This is a genomic window from Pseudomonas migulae, from assembly GCF_043225285.1.
In the GTDB taxonomy this organism is placed as follows: Bacteria; Pseudomonadota; Gammaproteobacteria; order Pseudomonadales; family Pseudomonadaceae; genus Aquipseudomonas; species Aquipseudomonas migulae_C.
In genome coordinates this window covers 5,699,765-5,719,137 of sequence record NZ_CP171224.1, presented here as the reverse complement: position 1 = coordinate 5,719,137, position 19,373 = coordinate 5,699,765, and the positions used below count along the sequence as shown (strand labels likewise).

Below are 19,373 nucleotides of genomic sequence, written 5' to 3'. Positions count from 1 at the left end.
TTTTATTCTTGTTCCGGGGCCCGTTGTCACCGAGGCGGTTTGCACAGACTAGGCGTGGGAACGGCGAATCTCAATACGCAAAATCGCACCCTCTGTTGGTGAGTTTCGTAATCAGCAGGCGTGGAGCCGTTGTTAGTATCGAGACACCGCCAAGAACAACAAGGACATTGCCATGCCGTACTTCCCCGATGTCGACAAGATCCGCTACGAGGGCCCTGCCAGCGATTCTCCCCTCGCCTTCCGCCACTACGACGCCGACAAAATCATCCTCGGCAAACCCATGCGCGAACACTTGCGCATGGCCGCCTGCTATTGGCACACCTTCGTCTGGCCCGGCTCCGATGTGTTTGGTGCCGGCACCTTCAAGCGCCCGTGGCAACACGCCGGCGACCCCATGGAACTGGCCATCGGCAAGGCCGAGGCCGCGTTCGAGTTCTTCTCCAAACTGGGCATCGACTACTACTGCTTCCACGACACCGATGTCGCACCGGAAGGCAACTCGCTGAGGGAGTACCGCAACCACTTCGCGCAAATGATTGACCATCTGGAACAGCATCAGGAAAGCAGCGGGATCAAACTGCTGTGGGGAACCGCCAACTGCTTCAGCAACCCGCGTTTTGCCGCAGGCGCCGCCAGCAACCCGGACCCCGAAGTGTTCGCCTTCGCTGCCGCCCAGGTGTTCAGCGCCATGAACGCCACCCAACGCCTGAAAGGCTCCAACTACGTGCTGTGGGGCGGTCGTGAAGGCTACGAAACGCTGCTCAACACCGACTTGAAGCGTGAACGCGAGCAACTGGGGCGCTTTATGCGCATGGTCGTCGAGCACAAATACAAGATTGGTTTCAAAGGCGACCTGCTGATCGAGCCCAAGCCCCAGGAGCCCACCAAGCACCAGTACGATTACGACAGCGCCACCGTTTTCGGCTTTCTCCAGCAGTTCGGCCTGGAGAACGAAATCAAGGTCAACATCGAGGCCAACCACGCCACCCTCGCCGGCCACAGTTTCCATCACGAAGTGGCGACGGCCGTGTCGCTGGGGATTTTCGGCAGCATCGATGCCAACCGCGGCGATCCGCAAAACGGCTGGGACACCGATCAGTTCCCCAACAGCGTCGAAGAAATGACCCTGGTCACCTATGAAATTCTCAAGGCCGGCGGTTTCAGGAATGGCGGATACAACTTCGACTCCAAGGTTCGCCGCCAGAGCCTCGACGAGATCGACCTGTTCCATGGCCACATCGGCGCCATGGACGTCCTCGCGCTGTCCCTGGAACGGGCGGCGGCCATGGTGCAGAACGACCGGCTCCAGCAGCTCAAGGATCAGCGCTACTCCGGCTGGCAACGACCGTTCGGGCAGGCAGTGCTGGCGGGTGAGTTCAGCCTTGAGTCATTGGCCGACCACGCCTTCGCCAACGAGCTGAATCCACAGGCCGTGAGCGGCAGGCAGGAGATGCTCGAAAACGTCGTCAACCGGTTCATCTATACCTGATCGCCCCCGGAGCCTGCGGCGCAGCAACGCTGTGACATTCGCGCGACAAATCTGTAGTCCGCTGCGCCTGCCGACTCTCTACAGTTCTACCCCAGCCCGATACTCATCGTCAGGCAGTGTCTTTCAAACAACAATAAAAGGACGCACCACCATGAAGAACGCAAAACGCACGCTACTGGCCGGCGCTCTGGCTTTGCTGTCGCTGCCGGCGATGGCCGATTCTGCCCATCCGAAAATCGGTTTCTCGATTGATGACCTGCGACTCGAGCGCTGGTCACGTGATCGCGATTATTTTGTCGCGGCGGCGGAAAAGCTCGACGCCAAAGTCTTCGTGCAGTCGGCTGACGCCAACGAGCAAAAGCAGATTTCGCAAATCGAAAACCTCATTTCCCGGGGCGTCGATGTGATCGTCATCGTACCGTTCAACGCCACCGTACTGACCAACGCCGTCGCCGAAGCAAAGAAGGCCGGGATCAAGGTGGTGTCTTATGACCGCCTGATTCTCAACGCCGATATCGACGCCTACATTTCCTTCGATAACGAAAAGGTCGGCGAGATGCAGGCCAGCGGCGTGCTGAAGGCCGCGCCGAAGGGTAACTATTTCCTGCTCGGTGGCGCGCCTACCGACAACAACGCGAAAGTCCTGCGTGAAGGCCAGATGAAAGTCCTGCAACCGGCCATCGACAAGGGCGATATCAAAGTCGTCGGCCAGCAGTGGGTCAAGGAATGGAACCCCACCGAAGCGCTGAACATTGTTGAGAATGCGCTGGCCCGCAACGACAACAAGATCGATGGCATCGTCGCCTCCAACGACGCCACGGCAGGCGGCGCCATCCAGGCACTCGCCGCGCAGAAACTGGCCGGCAAGGTGCCGATCTCCGGGCAGGACGCGGACCTGGCAGCGGTCAAGCGAGTGATCGATGGCACCCAAACCATGACCGTGTACAAGCCGCTGAAACTCATCGCCTCCGAGGCCGCCAAGCTGTCGGTGCAACTGGCACGCAACGAGAAGCCCGCCTACAGCTCGCAGTACGACAACGGCAGCAAAAAAGTCGACACCATCCTGCTCACGCCGACGCCGTTGACCAAGGACAACATCGACTTGCTGGAACAGGACGGGTTCTACACCAAGGCGCAGATTGCCGGGAAGTGATCATCCCGTAATGCTCTCTTTTAGGAGCGAGCTTGCTCGCGAAAAACGCCAACGGTGACGTGGGTTGTCTGAATGCCCGCGCTGTCCTGGTGTTTTTCGCGAGCAGGCTCGCTCCTACAGGGAGCGAACTCGTACCTGCTGCTCATGAGTTTCTGCCATGTCCGAATACCTGCTGCAAATGAACGGGATCGTCAAAACCTTTGGCGGTGTCAAAGCGCTCAACGGCATCGACATCAGGGTCAGGCCGGGGGAATGCGTCGGGCTGTGCGGCGAGAATGGTGCCGGCAAGTCTACGCTGATGAAGATCCTCTCGGCGGTGTATCCCCATGGCACCTGGGACGGTGAGATTTTCTGGGACGGTCAACCGCTCCGGGCGCGGTCGATCAGCGACAGCGAAGCCGCCGGTATCGTCATCATTCACCAGGAACTGACGCTGGTGCCCGACCTGTCGGTCGCCGAAAACATCTTCATGGGCCATGAGCTGACGCTGCCGGGCGGCCGCATGAATTACCCGGCGATGATCCAGCGCGCCGAAGCGCTGATGCGTGAACTGAAAGTGCCGGACATGAACGTATCGCTGCCGGTTTCGCAGTACGGCGGTGGCTATCAGCAACTGGTGGAAATCGCCAAGGCCCTGAACAAGAAAGCACGCCTGCTGATCCTGGACGAACCTTCGTCGGCCCTGACCCGCTCGGAAATCGAGGTGTTGCTCGACATCATCCGCGACCTCAAGGCCAAGGGCGTAGCCTGCGTCTACATCTCCCACAAACTCGATGAAGTGGCCGCCGTGTGCGACACCATTTCAGTGATCCGCGACGGCAAACACATCGCCACGACGGCGATGGCAGACATGGACATCCCGCAGATCATCACCCAGATGGTCGGCCGGGAAATGAGCAACCTCTACCCCACCGAACCTCACGCGATTGGCGAGGTGATTTTCGAGGCCCGCCACATCACCTGCTACGACGTCGACGCCCCCAAACGCAAACGCGTCGACGATATTTCGTTCGTCCTCAAACGCGGAGAAATCCTGGGCATCGCCGGGCTGGTCGGCGCCGGTCGCACCGAACTGGTGACCGCGCTGTTCGGCGCCTACCCCGGTCGCCACGAAGGCGAAGTCTGGCTGGACGGGCAACGCATCGACACGGGCACGCCGCTCAAGTCCATCCAGGCCGGCCTGGGCCTGGTGCCCGAGGACCGCAAGCGCCAGGGCATCATTCCGGACCTGGGCGTCGGCCAGAACATCACCCTGGCCGTGCTGGACAGCTACTCGAAACTGACCCGCATCGATGCCGAAGCCGAACTGGGCAGCATTGGCCGGGAAATCTCGCGCCTGCACCTCAAAACCGCCAGCCCGTTCCTGCCGATCACCAGCCTTTCGGGCGGCAATCAGCAAAAGGCCGTTTTGGCCAAGATGCTGCTGACCAAGCCCCGGGTACTGATTCTCGACGAACCCACACGCGGCGTGGATGTCGGCGCCAAGTACGAAATCTACAAGTTGATGGGGGCGCTGGCGGCCGAAGGGGTGTCAATCATCATGGTGTCTTCGGAACTGGCCGAAGTGCTCGGCGTTTCCGACCGCGTGCTGGTGATTGGCGAAGGCCAATTGCGTGGCGACTTCATCAACCACGGACTCACCCAGGAACAGGTGCTCGCCGCTGCACTCAACCAATCGGATAGCCATAACAATAATGATCGGAAGACCGCGTAAATGAATCAGGTCAAACAACTCTTCACCCGCTACAAAATGCTCGCGCTGGTGATCGCCGTGGCCGTTATCTGGCTGTTCTTCAGCTGGCAGACCGAGGGCGGATTTCTAACGCCGCGCAACCTGTCCAACCTGCTGCGGCAGATGTCCATCACCGGGATTCTTGCCTGCGGCATGGTGCTGGTCATCATCAGCGGCGAGATCGATTTGTCGGTCGGTTCACTGCTGGGACTGCTCGGTGGACTGGCGGCGATTCTCGACGTGGTCTACCACATCCCTTTGCTGGCGAACCTGAGCCTTGTCGCGCTGTGCGGACTGCTGATCGGCCTCGCCAACGGCTACATGACCGCCTACCTGCGCATTCCGTCCTTCATCGTGGGGCTGGGCGGCATGCTGGCTTTTCGCGGCATTTTGCTGGGGATTACCGGCGGCACGACCATCGCCCCGGTATCACCGGAGCTGGTTTACGTTGGCCAGGGTTACTTGCCGCATACCGTCGGCACAGGCCTGGGCGTTCTGCTGTTCGCGCTGACCCTGTTCCTGACCTGGAAACAACGACGCAACCGCGCCCTCCACGGCCTGGCCGCACACTCTCTGGTGCGTGACATCTCGCGCGTGGTGCTGATCGGCGCCGTGCTGGCGGCCTTCGTCCAGACGCTCAACAGTTATGACGGCATCCCCGTGCCGGTGCTGCTTCTGCTGGTACTGCTGGGCGTGTTCAGCTACGTGACCAGCCAGACTGTGTTTGGCCGACGCGTCTATTCAGTGGGCAGCAATATGGAAGCGACGCGCCTGTCGGGTATCAATGTACAGGCCGTGAAGCTGTGGATTTTCGGGATCATGGGCGTGATGTGCGCCCTCGCCGGCGTGGTCAACACCGCGCGCCTCGCCGCCGGTTCACCCTCGGCCGGCAGCATGGGCGAACTCGACGCCATCGCCGCCTGCTTTATCGGTGGCACCTCCATGCGCGGCGGTTCCGGCACCGTCTACGGCGCCCTCCTCGGCGCGCTGGTCATCACCAGCCTGGACAACGGCATGTCCATGCTCGACGTCGACAGTTACTGGCAGATGATCGTCAAAGGCAGCATTCTCGTGCTGGCCGTGTGGGTGGATGTGAGCACCCGAACCGGACGCCGCTGAACCGGCCCGGTGTGATGGAGACTGCGCTCATCCGGGAGCGCAGTACGCGCGGTCACAAGAAGGTTTTTTTACACGGTCATCAGTAAGCGGTGGCGTTAAAAGCGACGAATTTCCAGCGTCGCACGCAGCCCCCCCTGTTCACGATTTTCCAGTCTGACCCGCCCGCCCAGGCGATCGGCAATGGCCTGAACGATGGTCAGGCCCAATCCAGCGCCCTGGTCATTTCCACGACTGTAGAACCGTTCGAACACCCTCTCGCGATCCTCCTCGCGGACACCCGGCCCCTCGTCCTCCACTGACAGTTCGTAACCCTTCTCTGTTTTCGCCAGCCTTACCGTGATCAACCCATGCGCAGGCGAGTAATTCGCCGCGTTGGTCACCAGGTTGTTCAAGGCAATATCGATGGCGGCCGGATCAACTCTTGCCCGACTGGTTTCGTCGCTGGCCTCGAACACCAGTTCCAGATTTTTCCTCAACAACCAGGGCGTCAACTGAATCAGGCTGTCGCGGACCGTGGCCGCCAGATCAATGCTTTCTGGCGGCAAAATAGCGGCTTGCGGTTCGATCCGCGCCATCGTGAGCAGTTGATTAACCAGCCGGCTGGTGCGATCGACGCCGGCGATCAAGTGCTCAAGCGATACGCGACGCTCCTCGTCGCTCCCCGCCTCCATCAGGTTCTGCGCATGCACCCTGAGCACCGCCAGCGGCGTACGCATCTCATGGGCGGCGTCGGCGATGAAGCGCCGCTCGCGTCCCAACACCTCCTGGATCTGCGCAAGCATGCGATTGAGCGCCGCTTGCATGGGTTCCAGCTCGCTGGGCAGAGGCGACAGTTGCAACGGTTCCAGGGAGCCGCTGTGCCGTGCGCGCAAGGTCGCCGCCATGTTCGCCAGCGGCTTGAGCCCCCAACCGATCGCCAGCCAGACCAGCGCCGCGAGCATCAGGCTGCCGATCACATTGGGCCACAGGGTGTGGCGCACGATCCGGCCGACCAGGTCCGCTCGTACGTCGTCCCGTTCACCGACCCAGATTCGCAGGTCATTCTGTTTGTCTTCGAGCAGAAACGCGCGCCAGTGGCGATTTTTCAGATCCACGACATCGCTGAATCCGGGTGTCGACGGGGCCACCGTGAAAGAGGGAGCGCTGGCCGTGTGCACCAGCACTTCACCCTGGCGATTCCAGACCTGAAAGGCAATCTTGCGCTCATAGGGGTGACCGTCAACCCTGGGTTCCGCTTCGCCTAACGCCTTGTTGAACGCCTGATACAACGCGCTGTGTTCCTTGCTGGCCAGCGGCATGCGCAGCACGCCCTGCAGCAAGCGCGCGTTTTGCGCGAGTTGGGCATCGTAGACTTCGGCGATTTCATGCTGGCTGTCGTACAGATTCAACGCGCTGATCACGCCAAGCCCTGCGAGCATCAGGCCGATGATCAGCGTGAGGGTCCGACGGCGGATCGACGTCACCGACGCTCCTCCACCAAATAACCAACGCCGCGAATGGTGCGGATCAGGTCGCTGGAAAATTTCTTGCGCAGGTGATGGATGTGCACTTCCAGCGTGTTGCTTTCAGCCTCCTCGTTCCAGCCGTAGAGCAACTGCATCAAATGATCGCGGGTCATGATCCGCCCCGGAGGCGACAGCAGTTCGTGCAACAGTTGATATTCCTTGGGAGTCAGGACCACTGGCGTGCCGTTATAGCTGACTTGCTGATTGCCGGGGTTCAGGCTGATGCCGGCATGTTCGATGAGCACTTGCGCGCGACCGGCGCTGCGGCGCAACAGGGCGCGCAAACGAGCTTTCAGTTCGGCGAGGTCAAAAGGCTTGATCAGATAGTCGTCGGCCCCGGCATCCAGCCCGGCGATGCGATCTTCGGTGGCGTCCCGGGCCGTGAGAATCAGCACCGGAAGGTTCGAACCGCTGTCGCGCAGGCGCCGCAGCACTTCCAGCCCGTCCATGCGCGGCAGGCCGAGGTCGAGGACCGTCAGATCGAAGGTTTCGCTGAGCAACGCATGCAACGCGCTGCTGCCGTCCTGTAACCAGTCGACGGTATAGCCTTCTCGACCCAGCGCCTGATAAATGCCTTCGCCCAGGGCCACGTCATCCTCTATCAGTAATAAACGCACAAAGACCCCTGTCAGCCGAGTTTCTTGTTCACGTCCACCAGCAGCGCTTCGATCTCTTTGCGACGCCCGGCATCGGCGGTTTCCCGACCGGGCCGAGGAGCTGCAAGCAACGCTTTTTGCAGCGCAGCCTTGGCCTCAGCGTAGCGCTTTTGACGGTAGAGGTGATCCCCCCAGAAGTACAGGCTGTCGATGCCATTGGGGTTGATCTGCAAGGCGAGCTTGAGCAATTGTTCGGCCTTGTCCGCGTCACCGAAACCGATCGGCCAGCCCGGCACGCGGTCATACAGCGCACCAAGACTGGTATAGGCCGAGCCTTGCAGAGCCTTGGGGTCCAGGGACAGAGCTTTTTCCAGATCCGCCTTCGCGTCCTTGACCTTGCTCAGCGCCCCGAGTCCCCCTTGAGCACCGGCCCAACTACTGGTGACGATGCCGGACCAGATCCAGGCCTCGGCCACCGATTGGCGCTCCTGGGTAAACGCTGCCGTCTGGGTCGCGAGTTTTTCGAAGGCGGCGGTGCGTTGGCCCTCGGGCAGGTCGTACTGAATATGCGCCCAACTCTGCTGGATACCAGTGAGACGCTGCTGGTCGGCGGCGTCCAGGGCCCAGACGCTCGGGCTCAAGACACCCAGCAGTAAACACGCGGCGAACTTGTTCATGGCTTGAGATTCTCGTTGTTTGGCTTTTGACTCAGGCGGCGAATCAGCGGCAATTGCTTGCGCAAACCACGGTCCACCAGGTTGGGCAACAGGCTGTTGAGGCGCACGAAAAAGCGTTCCGGCCAACCCAGATACACATCACGGCGGTCGCCGGCAATGGCGTGGATCACCGCCGAGGCGACGGTCTGTGGGTCATCGACGCTGGATTTGAGCGCGTCATTCAAGGCTTGTGCAGCGGGGCTGTTCATACTCGTTCGAGTGGCACGCGGTGCGACGTACAACACGCCGACCCGGGTGTCCGCCAACTCCCGGCGCAACGCCTCGGAAAACCCGCGCAAGGCAAACTTGCTCGCGCAATAACTGGCGTAGCCGGCATAGCCAATCGAGCCGTAGGTCGAACCGACATTCACCACCATGGCGCTGTCGGCCAGCTTGAGCAGCGGCAGCAAGGTTTTGGTCAGGCAGATCGGGGCGCTGATGTTCACGGCCAGCATCGCATTGATTCCGGCGTCATCCAGCTGTTCGAGCATGGCGAAGTGGTTGACCCCGGCGGCGTTGATCAGCAGGTTGAGCCCGCCAAAGGCTTCGGCGGCGGCCAGCACTTTGCGGCGGTCGGCTTCCAGGGTCAGGTCGGCACCGACCCAGAAAAGCGTTTCTCGATAGCGTTCGAGCAAAGGCTCCAGCGCCTCCCGATGCCGGGCCACGGCCAACACCCTGGCGCCACTGGCGCACAGAGCGGTGGTGATCGCCAGGCCAATGCCACCGCTGGCACCGGTCAGTACCACGCGAGCCTCAGACAGGCGCATGCTGGGTCTCCCCGTCTCGTGGCAGGCCACGGAACATGTCGGTGTAGAGCCGGTACACGACTTTGGAAGCGTGAATGACGGCGGCCTGATCGCCCGGGTCATCCAGTGTGTTCATCAGTCGGCGGTAAGTCTGCATATGCTCGATGTCCAGCGAGCCATGGGAACTGAGGTAGCTGAAGGCGCTTTCCGGCAAGTCCAGGCGGTCGCGAATGCTGCCGGCGGCGTGGGTGGCCAGGGCGATGCTGGTGCCTTCCAGCACATTGACCATGCCGAACAGCCCCACCGGGTTGCCCCGGGCAATCAGGTCGTAGAGAAAGCTGACCATCAATTCGATGGGCAACGACGGCTGACCGTCGCGCACGGCCTCCTTGTCGCCCCCACAGGCCTCGATGTCATCGAGCACCCAGTGTTCGTGGCCGTATTCATCCTCGATGTATTCGCACACCGCTTCGCGCAGCCACTCCAGGCGAGAAGGCAAACGTGCGCCGCAGGCCATCATCAACGGCACGGTATGGCGTACGTGGTAATAGGCCTGCGCCAGAAAGGCCCGGTAGCTGTCCAGGCTGACCTTGCCTTCAAGGGCATCAAGAATGATCGGCAGATTGAACAGCGTGCTGCGTTCCTGGTGAGTAGCCTCTTGCAGCGTGTCGAAAAAGCTCATGATGCGGGTTCCTCGGACAATGCGGTTTCGGTCAGTTGCGCCCGGTAACGCTCGACGATGGCGTCGCGGCGCGGCCGACCATTGGCTGTCAGCAGACCATTGGTGGCGGTGAAGGGTTGTTCCAGGCGGATCCAGTGATGGACTTGGGCGTAATCGGGTAACGCCTCGTTGGCTTCGGCCACGGCGGCGGCCAATTGCTCGTCCGAGCAGTCGGCACGTTGCGGCCAGAGCAATGCATGGTTGCCCGGCATGGCTTCGCCGTAGACGAAGGCCTGGGCGATGTGACGGCGCTGGGTCAGTTCGGCCTCGACCCACTCAGGGTTGACGTTGCGCCCGAAACTGGTGACGAACTGATGTTTTTTACGGCCCTTGAGATAGAGAAACCCCTCTGGGTCGAACTCACCAAGATCACCGCTGGGCCACCACTCATCGGCGTGTGGCGCCTCGCCCAGGTAACCGAGCAGGGTCGAGCCCTTGATCAGCACTTCGCCGTCGTCGGCCAGGCGAATCTGCACGTGGGGCAAGGGCCGGCCGACGCTGCCAGGACGGCGGGCTTGCGGCGTATTGAGGCACACCACCGACGCACACTCCGACAGCCCGTAACCTTCATAAACCGGCACGCCTGCCCGTTGCGCACGATGCAACAACGCTTCGGACACCCGGGCACCGCCGACGGCGGCAAAACGCAGTGGCGTTGGATCGAAGGCTTTCTGTTCGGCAGCGCTGACCAGCATCAGCAGCAATTGCGGCACCAGGATCAGACTCTGCGGGGATCGACTGGCCAGGCAGCCGAGCAGTTGTGGCATATCCACCCCGCTGGCGCCCTGGATCCCCAGGGTTTTCTGGCTGGGCAGGCTCAAGGTCGCGCCGGCGTACAACGCGGCATAACAACCGATGTTTTCCAGCAAAATCGCGAGCGGCAGCAGTGCCAGATGATGCTGCGGATGGGTGCTGCGACTGGCCTGATCCAGTTCCTGGGCGACTCGCAGGATGCTCTCGGCACTCAAGCACACGCCTTTGGGTGTCCCGGTAGTGCCGGAAGTGAAGGTCAGTTTGGCGGTCCCTTCGGGCATCCGGTTCGAGCCACTGAACGTGCGACACCAGAATTCAGCGTTTTTTTCGTAGCCGGCCGCTTGCAGTTCGGCGGCCAGTTGCGGCTCGGCGATCACCCTTTCGGCGTGGCTCTGCGCCAGGCAGTGACTGCGCTGCGTCGGGCTGAAGAACGGCGGCAACGTCACACAAGTCAGGCCCTCGAAGAGTGCAGCCAAGTCCCAGAGCATCGCCTCGACGCCATTGTCCAGCGCCAGCACAACCACCTTGACGTGCTCATCGCGCAGCCGTTGCTGGCGGTACGTCACTTCGGCGTACAGCGTGGCGTAGTCGAGTTGCAGCTGATCGCCCCACAAGGCAACGCTGCCGGTATTGTGCTCGGCGTGATGGCGCAGCACCTGCCTGAAACGCTCGAGGTCAGGCGACATGGCAGCAACCCTCGATCGACGACGGCAACCCTAGGCGGCTGAACAGACCGATATTGCGTAAATGGATGAACCCGGAGCGAATGTTGCCGACGTGCACCCAAGGTTTACTTTCGTAGTAGCTGCCCCACGCGTGGCGGTCCTCGCCCAGACGCGCAGGGTCTGCGGCACACAAGGTCACCGGCTTCAAACCGAGCCGATGAAAGCTGTTGACCAGGCCAATGTTGCCGGTGAACGCCACCCACTCCAGACCGCCCATGGCGAGCACGTAGGTCATCGCGATGATGCTCATCCGTGCACTGCCCGTATCGGCGGCTGCCAGATTGCCGACTTCTACGATGGCCGATCGGTCTACGACCCGGTCCGCCGCGGCGCTGATCAGCGGATCAATCGGTTCATCCAGATAACCTTCCAGAAACAGCGTTTGCGCACCGGCCAGCCGCACGCCGGCCACCGCGCACAGGGCACCGGACGTATCGCTCATGCCAAACAGTTCTGGCATGAAATGACGGATGTCGGCGCCATGAGCCTTGCGAAAACGTTGCTGAATGAAGCCTTCGAAGACAGACCGCTGCGCATCGCCGGGCAAGGCTCTGGCGAGATTCATCTGTGGCGTTTCGGCTTGGCCGAAATACAGCGGCAACTGAACATTCCAGTTGAAATCGGACATTGAAAAACACCTCCCCGGATCAATTGGGGAGCAGTATCAAAGCCAATTCTTAACGAAGTCTGAAGGTGACCAAAAAATGCAGGGGCAGCGCCCCAAACGAAGGGAATGAAACATGATCATCGGTCGCCGCGAGATTTCTCTCGCGGCGTGGCCCGAATCCATCGTCAACAAAAAAACCAGCGTCATACGTGGTCAGAGATACTCGACATTCCCGTCGACGCTGATGGCCTGGCCACTGATGTTGGCGGCTGCCGGCGACGACAGAAATAACGCCATCGCGGCAACATCTTCCATCGTTACCATTCGGCGCAACGAGATTTTATTCAGGTACTGATCACGCATGGATTCGAAGTCGATACCCAGCGTCTGGGCACGGGCGTCGATGACCCGATCCATTCGCTCCCCCGCCACCACACCCGGCAGGATGGCGTTGACCCGGATGTTGTCGGGGCCCAGTTCAGCGGCCAGGGACTTCATCAGGCCGACAATCGCCCACTTGGTTGAGGCATAGGGCGTCCGGAACGGGTACCCCAAGCGACCGGCCACCGACGACATGGCGATGATGTGCGGGTTCTGCTTCGACTGCTTCAGGAACGGCACCGCTTTGCTCAGAAAGTAGAACTGGCTGTTGAGGTTGGTCGACACCGTCTGTTCCCACGCGGGCGCGTCCAGGTCCTCGACGTTGCCGGTCGGCCCGGCAATCCCGGCGTTGTTGACCAGTACGTCGAGGCCGCCGAGCAGGCCGGTGGCTTCGTCCATGATGCGATTGACCTGCGCCTGATTGCCGACATCCACCACACCGCCGTGCAGGCCGGGGTACTCGCGCTTCATGTGCTCGACCGCACTGGCGTTGATATCGCCGATGTAGACCTGCGCACCGACTTCATAAAAGGCTTTGGCGATCACGGCTCCGATGCCCGCGGCGCCACCGCTGATGACCACTTTCAAATTCGCCGGTGGTGTCAGCAAATCAACAATCTTCATAACCCTTCCTCTTATTCAGTTCGCCTGCAGCGGGCTTGGCTCGGCATTGATCGCTCTGGCCAGCAGCGGCACCAACAGCAAGCCCAGGACCGCGGCGCTGACAATCACGTAAAAACCCGATGAACTCAGGCCCGAAGCCTTTTCCGCCAATCCGAACAGGTACGGTCCGGCAAAGCCGCCCAGCAGGCCGATGGTGTTGATGAACGCCAGTCCGGCGGCGGCCTGAATGCCTTGCAGGCGTTTCATGGCGATGGCCCAGTAGATCGGCAATACGCCGCCGGCGAAGAACGCGGTCGCCGTGAACAGGGCAATGCGCGCCGAGGCGTCATCGATCAGGGTGAATGCCACCGAACTGGCGATCAAGCCACAGGTAAACAAGCCCAGGCAGTAGCAGTCGCGGGCAATCCTGCGGTGAATCCTCGGCAGCACCAGCACCCCGGCGAGAAAGCCGATGCCGACGCTACTGGACAGCAGGCCTACGGTCAGCGGTGATGTGATCTGCATCTGTTGGATGATCGACGGCGTGAAAAACACCAGCCCGACAAACGCCACCTGGTTCAGGAAGTAAATCAAGCCGATCAGGATCGTCGTGGGCCGCGTCAGTGCTTTGACCCAGTGCCCGGAATACTCGTGGGAAGTGGCGTGGCCAGGCAGCAGCGCATGGGCTTCCAGCGAGTCGGCCTCGGCCTTGGACAACCAGCGCGCATCACTAGGACGCTCCGGCAACTTGAACCACAGAATGATCCCGACCACGATGCTGGGCAGGCCTTCGAGGAGGAACATCCACTGCCAGCCATGCAAGCCACCGATACCGTCCATCTTCATCAACGCGCCGCCGATGGGATTGCCGATCACCAGGGCCAGGGCCGGCGCCAGGTAAATCCAGCCGATGGCGATGGCGCGATCCTTAGGCGCAAACCATAGGGTAACCATGTACATCAACGCCGGAAACAGCCCCGCTTCGGCGATGCCCAAGAGTACCCGCAGCAGGTAGAACGACCACTCGCCCTGGACAAACATCATCGCCGAGGATAACGCGCCCCAGGTCACGGCAATCCGGGCGATCCAGCGACGCGGCCCGATACGGTGCGCCAACAGGTTGCTGGGCACTTCCAACAGCGCATAACCGAGGAAGAATATCCCCGCGCCCAAGCCATAGGCGGCGGCGCCGATGCCCAGGTCGGTGCTCAGGGCCGCTTTGGCCAGCGCGACGTTGGTGCGGTCCAGGTAAGACATGAAGTAGATGGCGCACATCAATGGAATCAGGCGCGCCATGGCTCGCCGGGTGGCGAGCCAGTGCGTCTGTTCGGTACTGAGCATGATCGTCATGGTGAAACCTCTTCTTGTTATTTTTTTGGGCTCAAGCAAACCGGTTACAGGTGGACGTTGTTTTTACCTTTGAGGCCGAGCATCTGCCGGGCTTCATCGGGCGTGGCGATTTCATAGGACAACTCTTCGAGAATGTGGCGGATCTTACGTACCTGCTCCGCGTTGGTCTTGGCTTTCACGCCTTTGGCCAGGTAGATGCTGTCTTCCAGGCCGACCCGCACATTGCCGCCCATGATCGCGCCCATGGTCACGAAGGACAGCTGGTGGCGACCGGCGCCGAGGATGGAAAACTCGTAGTTGTGCCGCCCGAACAGACGGTCGGCAGTGCTACGCATGATCGTCAGGTTTTCCGGATCGGCGCCCAGGCCACCAAGGATGCCGAAGCACGACTGGATAAACAGCGGTGGTTTGACCAGCCCCTGCTCGACGAAGTAGGCCAGGTTGTAGAGATGGCCGACGTCGTAGCACTCAAACTCGAAACGCGTGCCGTATTCGCCCAGCTCCAGCATGATCGCCTTGATGTCCTTGAAGGTGTTCTTGAACACAACGTCTTCCATGCCTTCGATGTGCTCTCGCTCCCACTCGTGGTTCCAGCTGGAGATTTTTCGGGCGATCGGATGGATCGAAAAATTCATCGAACCCATGTTCAACGAACACAATTCCGGCTTGGCAATCAGCGGATAAGCCAGGCGCTGCGCCAGGGTCATCCGGGTGCTTCCGCCGGTGGTGATGTTGATGATCGCATCAGTGGCCTGGGCAATCGCCGGGACGAACTGACTGAACACCGCCGGGTCCGGGGTCGGCCGGCCGTCAAGAGGATCGCGGGCATGCAGGTGCAGGATGGCGGCGCCGGCTTGCGCCGCTTCAATCGATTGCCGCTCGATCTCGGCCGGGGTGAGCGGCAGGTATTCGGACATCGATGGCGTGTGCGTCGCTCCGGTAATCGCGCAGGAAATGATGACTTTGCGGTTCGGCTGACTCATGACGGTGACCCTTGTTGTTATCGGACTTGGCAGCTGCGCTGTGCGCTGTTGGCCTGACGGCCGCTGCTGATGGGATGAAGCTTATTGAATTTCCCGCTGGCCAGTAAGATCATTACCGGACAACAATGAATCCCTAAGGGACACTTACCGGAGTCAGCCGATGCCACCGAAAATGCCGCTGTTCAATGAGCGCATCTATGCCCCGTACAAAATCGCCGCCCTGGTGGAAGTCCTCAGTGAACAAGGCATCGCCCCGGCCGACAGCTTGAAAGGCAGCGGCGTCGACGAAGACCAGATTTACGATGCGACGGCCCTGACTTCGGTGCGCCAGTACGCGGCGGTGTGCGGCAATGCGGTGTCGCTGTCCCAGGACCCGGCCACGCCGTTCAAGACGGGCGCCCGCCTCCACCTCTCTGCGTATGGCATGTACGGCTACGCGCTCATGTCTTGCCTGTCACTGCGCGACTACTTCCGCCTCGGGGTGAAATACCATTCCCTGGCGACGCCAACCTTGACCATCGAATGGCACGAGTACGAAAACGAGGCCGTGTGGACGTTCCCGGATGCCGCCAATCCCAGCCCGTCACCCGACATCAAGCAGTTCTGGATCGAGCAGCAATTCACCCAGCACGTCACCCATCTGCAAGACGTGTTCGGCCAAAGCTGCCCGCCGACCAAAGCCTGCTTTTCTTACCCGGCCCCGGCACACGCCGAGATCTACTCGCAGTACCTGGGTTGTCCGTGCATCTTCGATCACGACCAATGCGAACTGCATTACGACAGCGCAATCCTCGATCAGAAACCCCACCTGGCCCATCGCCTGACCGCGACCGTCTTGCAGGAAACCTGTGATCGGTTGATCGGCCAGGCCAAGGTATCCGCGGGGATTTCCGGCGAGGTGTATCAGATGATGATGCAGACGCCGGGGGATTTCCCGAGCATGGAAATGGTCGCGGAACGGCTGCACATGACCACCCGCAGCCTGCGCCGCAAATTGCTTGAGGAAGACACTTCTTTCGTGGCGATTACCGACGACGTGCGCTGCTCGCTGGCTATCGAATACCTCAAGACCACGATCATGAGCACCGACGATATCGCCTTGCTGCTGGGCTTTTCCGAACCGACCAACTTCCGTCGGGCGTTCAAGCGCTGGACGGGCAAGACGACCAAGGATTATCGCCAGGGCTGAGGTCGACGGACCCAGGGATGGTCCGTCAACCTCAAGCGGCGGACCTTAGAGAATCGAGACCGGATAGCTCAGGATCAGCCGGTTCTCGTTGAAATCCGCGAGGCTGAAATCGCGCTTGATCACCGAGTTGCGCCAGCGCAGCGACAGGTTCTTCAACGAGCCGCTCTGCACGACATAGGTCAACTCGGATTCGCGCCCCCACTCCTTGCCATCGGTGAAGCCACCGCTGTGTACGTTGGAGCCGCTGATGTAACGGTTCATCAATGTCAGTCCGGGCACGCCCAGGGCAACAAAATCGAAGTCATGCCGAACCTGCCAGGAACGTTCGTCAGCGAAGTCGTAACTGTTGCTGAAACTGTCGTTGGCCAGGGTCGCGCCGCTCGTACCATTGAGGCGCATCCAGTTATCGCCATCGACTTTCTGCAAGCCGACGTAAAAGGTACTCGCCAGGTAACGGGCGGACAGCAAGGCCGAGTAGGTCTTGTTATCCAGCGCGCCGGCGAGCTTCTTGCCGTCGTCTTCACCGCCGAAATACCCCAGGTTCGCCCCCAAAACCCATGCCCCGACCGGTTGGCTGTGAGTGAAGTTGAAGTAGCGCTGGTGATAGATATCCTCCAGTTGCGCGTACCAGGCACCGACCTGGCTTCGATTGTCATTGAAGGTGTATTCCACGCCGGAAAAATTGAAACGATCGGAGGTCACACCGGGCCGATTGAACATCGACATCCGCTCCATGCTCGCGTCATTGCGTGGACTGTTGCCGCGGAACTGCCCGCCATAAAAGGTGAAGTGCTCAAGGTCCTTGGAGGTGATCTGCGCACCACGAAACGTCTGCGGCAATGATCGACCATCGTCAGACCGAATCACCGGCAACGACACCGACCACTCACCGATTCGCGCCTGGGTATTGGCGAAGCGGACCTTCGCCGCCAGCGCAAGACGCCCGAAATCATCCGCCGGCCGACCATCGTCGTGCACCGGCAGCAACTGAGTGTTCGTCGTGCCTTTGCCGCCATCCAGCTTCTGTGAATACAGGCCCAGCGCATCAAGGCCAAAACCCACAGTGCCCGAGGTGAAGCCGGAACGGACATCCATGATCACGCTCTGCGTCCACTCCCCGGCCTTGGCCTGGGGATAGGCGCTTTCGGTGAAGTTACGATTGATGTAGTAGTTCCTGAAGTTGGCGCTGACTTTGGCGTCGTCGAAAACACCTTCCGCCATGGCAGGAAGGCAGATGAACGACGTGCCCAACAGCAACCACTTGAATGACCCTGAATCGCGCATAAATCCTCTCTTTTATTGTTATTCGGAGCGAGAAATGTTCATGCAATGTCTTCGGCGGTTTATCTCGGGCGACACTCCGCCCAAGACCGCGCCTAGGTGAATGCGCGGCCTGCGTCGACGTTTTGCATGGGGGCGATACTAATGGGATCAGGGGCAGATCATAAGATCTTAAGCAGACAACCTAGGATCAAAAAGGGACATTCTGTTGCCCCTTTCGATAAGCTTCGGTCATTTAAAACGGGCACGCCTCCCATCGCGGCAATTCCAAGGAGGGGGCATTTGCCTCTCGTGATGAGCGACGTGCAATTATTTGGAACGGGGTCCCGGCGTTACGCTCCGCAAGCCTCCCCATACTGGTTCAGGACCTGCCCGATCGCGGCGAGTACAAGAGCCCTGGCCGATCCATCACCCTGCCCGCTCGTCACTCTCGGGTACAACTGCGGCAGATACTGACTCACCAGTGTCTCGGGAATCGGCTCATCGCCGAAAGCCTGAAACATCTCCTCGACCGCGCGGCTTGCCGCTGCGAACGGCCAGTAATAGCGGATCCGGTCGCTGTAGCTGAAGTGCCGTTGCACGCGCAGCGCATCATCATCGCCATGATAATAGCCGTCCCAGTAATGAGGTTCGGCGAGCATTAGCGTTTCCATGGTTTTGCGCAGGCTTTCTTGCTCGGGCACCGAGCGCAATGCGGCGGCGATGTGGTCCAGTGCGTAGAGCGCCTCGCGAAGAGCGAAGGTCAGGCCGGGGCCGACTTTGAGAATGGCGAAGCCGTCGCGGACCAGATGCGTCAGCGCCGATACTGGCTGGTAGTCGGTGGAGTGCGCCTCGAAAACAAGTTGCGGCTCGTCTTGGAGAATGGCACTCAACTGCCGGGCTTTTTCCGGCTGATAGACCACTACGTTCTCGTTGCCGAATTCGACGCCAGGCTGGACCACCAGACCGATGACGCGGGAGAAAACGCCATCGAGCCCTTGCTGGATGAAGGCCTGGCGATGCAATTCGATGGTTTCGCGAGCCGATTGCGCCGAGGTCACTTCCAGGTCCTCGACCTTCTCCGAAGCGCCGCCCGGTACCGGAACTTCTGTACCGATCACATAGAACGGCGCGGGCAAACCGGCGTCATTGACCGTTCGCTCGACCACGGCCGCCAGGCGCGCGGCGCGTTCCGCCACCAACGCGCCGTCCAGCGGGTCGGTCTCGCCCATGCAGGCCATGCTGGCGTCGAGATGGATCTTGCTGAAGCCCGCGCGGGCATAGGCTTCGAGCATGCGTTCGGCATTGCGCATCGCGATGCCCGCCGGCAGATGCCGCCAAGGGTTCGGCCCCAGGTGATCGCCGCCGAGGATCAAGCGCTGCGGATCAAAACCAACCCGCTCGGCGATCTCCAGCACGAAACGGCGGAAGTCCGCGGGCTTCATCCCGGTGTAGCCGCCTTCGTGGTTGACCTGGTTGCACGTCGCCTCGATCAGCACCGGCGCGTTACCCGCCAGACCGTTGCGCAACGCCGCCTCGATGACCAGCGCATGTGCCGAGCACACCGAAGTAATGCCCATGACGCGACCTTGCGCATGGGCACCTGCCAGTTTTTGAAGATAATGACCTTGCATGACCGGTGCCTCTCGATGACGTGGGAGATCACCTTACGAGAGCGAAACGATCAAAATCAATCATAAATTTGATTGACAGTGATTTTTTTAGCTTTATATTTCATTTCAATG

Annotated in this window: 17 protein-coding genes; 5 read left to right on the top strand and 12 right to left on the bottom strand. The window is 60.6% G+C overall.

The window, feature by feature from the left end; genetic code table 11:
- The first annotated feature begins 172 nt into the window (after positions 1 to 172).
- The 4 genes from xylA to ACF6ZU_RS26360 all read left to right on the top strand — a co-directional run bounded on the left by xylA (position 173) and on the right by ACF6ZU_RS26360 (position 5,493).
- Positions 173 to 1,489 carry a xylose isomerase gene (xylA, locus tag ACF6ZU_RS26375; protein WP_392888434.1) on the top strand — a complete coding sequence of 439 codons (1,317 nt, stop codon included), beginning with the start codon at positions 173 to 175 and terminating at the stop codon, positions 1,487 to 1,489.
- Positions 1,490 to 1,640: 151 nt separating this feature from the next.
- The gene (gene xylF, locus ACF6ZU_RS26370; RefSeq protein ID WP_392888432.1) at positions 1,641 to 2,642 is read left to right on the top strand and encodes a D-xylose ABC transporter substrate-binding protein; all 1,002 of its coding nucleotides are present in this window, start codon (positions 1,641 to 1,643) and stop codon (positions 2,640 to 2,642) included.
- Between the two features lie 157 nt (positions 2,643 to 2,799).
- Positions 2,800 to 4,356: a D-xylose ABC transporter ATP-binding protein gene (xylG, locus tag ACF6ZU_RS26365; RefSeq protein WP_392888430.1), complete on the top strand. Its 1,557-nt coding sequence runs from the start codon at positions 2,800 to 2,802 to the stop codon at positions 4,354 to 4,356.
- Positions 4,357 to 5,493: a sugar ABC transporter permease gene (locus ACF6ZU_RS26360; protein ID WP_392888428.1), complete on the top strand. Its 1,137-nt coding sequence runs from the start codon at positions 4,357 to 4,359 to the stop codon at positions 5,491 to 5,493. It abuts the gene before it with no gap.
- Positions 5,494 to 5,588: 95 nt separating this feature from the next.
- Here the strand turns inward: ACF6ZU_RS26360 and ACF6ZU_RS26355 are convergent, their stop codons facing one another.
- The 10 genes from ACF6ZU_RS26355 to ACF6ZU_RS26310 form a co-directional block, all read right to left on the bottom strand.
- The gene (locus tag ACF6ZU_RS26355; RefSeq protein ID WP_392888426.1) at positions 5,589 to 6,956 is read right to left on the bottom strand and encodes an ATP-binding protein; all 1,368 of its coding nucleotides are present in this window, start codon (positions 6,954 to 6,956) and stop codon (positions 5,589 to 5,591) included.
- A complete protein-coding gene (locus ACF6ZU_RS26350) occupies positions 6,953 to 7,615 on the bottom strand; it encodes a response regulator (RefSeq protein ID WP_392888424.1) in 663 nt (220 codons plus the stop codon). The genes ACF6ZU_RS26355 and ACF6ZU_RS26350 overlap by 4 nt, the downstream gene beginning before the upstream one ends.
- 11 nt (positions 7,616 to 7,626) lie before the next feature.
- A complete protein-coding gene (locus ACF6ZU_RS26345; protein WP_392888423.1) occupies positions 7,627 to 8,271 on the bottom strand; it encodes a tetratricopeptide repeat protein in 645 nt (214 codons plus the stop codon).
- Entirely contained in the window at positions 8,268 to 9,077 is an 810-nt protein-coding gene (locus ACF6ZU_RS26340) for an SDR family oxidoreductase (protein WP_392888421.1), read from the bottom strand. Before ACF6ZU_RS26340 ends, ACF6ZU_RS26345 begins: the two co-directional genes overlap by 4 nt.
- A complete protein-coding gene (locus tag ACF6ZU_RS26335; protein WP_392888419.1) occupies positions 9,064 to 9,738 on the bottom strand; it encodes a TenA family transcriptional regulator in 675 nt (224 codons plus the stop codon). The genes ACF6ZU_RS26340 and ACF6ZU_RS26335 overlap by 14 nt, the downstream gene beginning before the upstream one ends.
- Complete coding sequence (locus tag ACF6ZU_RS26330; RefSeq protein ID WP_392888417.1) at positions 9,735 to 11,216, bottom strand: AMP-binding protein; 1,482 nt, start codon at positions 11,214 to 11,216, stop codon at positions 9,735 to 9,737. The genes ACF6ZU_RS26335 and ACF6ZU_RS26330 overlap by 4 nt, the downstream gene beginning before the upstream one ends.
- On the bottom strand, positions 11,206 to 11,883 hold the full coding sequence (locus ACF6ZU_RS26325; protein ID WP_392888415.1) for a thermostable hemolysin: 678 nt from the start codon (positions 11,881 to 11,883) through the stop codon (positions 11,206 to 11,208). Before ACF6ZU_RS26325 ends, ACF6ZU_RS26330 begins: the two co-directional genes overlap by 11 nt.
- Before the next feature lie 192 nt (positions 11,884 to 12,075).
- On the bottom strand, positions 12,076 to 12,867 hold the full coding sequence (locus ACF6ZU_RS26320) for an SDR family oxidoreductase (protein ID WP_392888413.1): 792 nt from the start codon (positions 12,865 to 12,867) through the stop codon (positions 12,076 to 12,078).
- 15 nt (positions 12,868 to 12,882) lie between these two features.
- Positions 12,883 to 14,196 (bottom strand): MFS transporter, encoded by a 1,314-nt coding sequence (locus ACF6ZU_RS26315; protein WP_392888411.1) that lies wholly within the window; start codon positions 14,194 to 14,196, stop codon positions 12,883 to 12,885.
- Positions 14,197 to 14,240: 44 nt separating this feature from the next.
- On the bottom strand, positions 14,241 to 15,179 hold the full coding sequence (locus tag ACF6ZU_RS26310; protein ID WP_392888409.1) for a 3-keto-5-aminohexanoate cleavage protein: 939 nt from the start codon (positions 15,177 to 15,179) through the stop codon (positions 14,241 to 14,243).
- Between the two features lie 160 nt (positions 15,180 to 15,339).
- Between ACF6ZU_RS26310 and ACF6ZU_RS26305 the strand changes: the two genes are divergently transcribed.
- Positions 15,340 to 16,368: an AraC family transcriptional regulator gene (locus tag ACF6ZU_RS26305; protein ID WP_392888407.1), complete on the top strand. Its 1,029-nt coding sequence runs from the start codon at positions 15,340 to 15,342 to the stop codon at positions 16,366 to 16,368.
- Between the two features lie 45 nt (positions 16,369 to 16,413).
- On the opposite strand, the gene ACF6ZU_RS26300 is transcribed toward ACF6ZU_RS26305, so the two are convergent.
- Both ACF6ZU_RS26300 and ACF6ZU_RS26295 read right to left on the bottom strand, forming a co-directional pair.
- On the bottom strand, positions 16,414 to 17,652 hold the full coding sequence (locus ACF6ZU_RS26300; protein WP_392888405.1) for an OprD family porin: 1,239 nt from the start codon (positions 17,650 to 17,652) through the stop codon (positions 16,414 to 16,416).
- A 329-nt stretch (positions 17,653 to 17,981) separates the two neighbouring features.
- Entirely contained in the window at positions 17,982 to 19,262 is a 1,281-nt protein-coding gene (locus ACF6ZU_RS26295) for a D-tagatose-bisphosphate aldolase, class II, non-catalytic subunit (RefSeq protein WP_392888402.1), read from the bottom strand.
- Between the last annotated feature and the right edge of the window lie 111 nt (positions 19,263 to 19,373).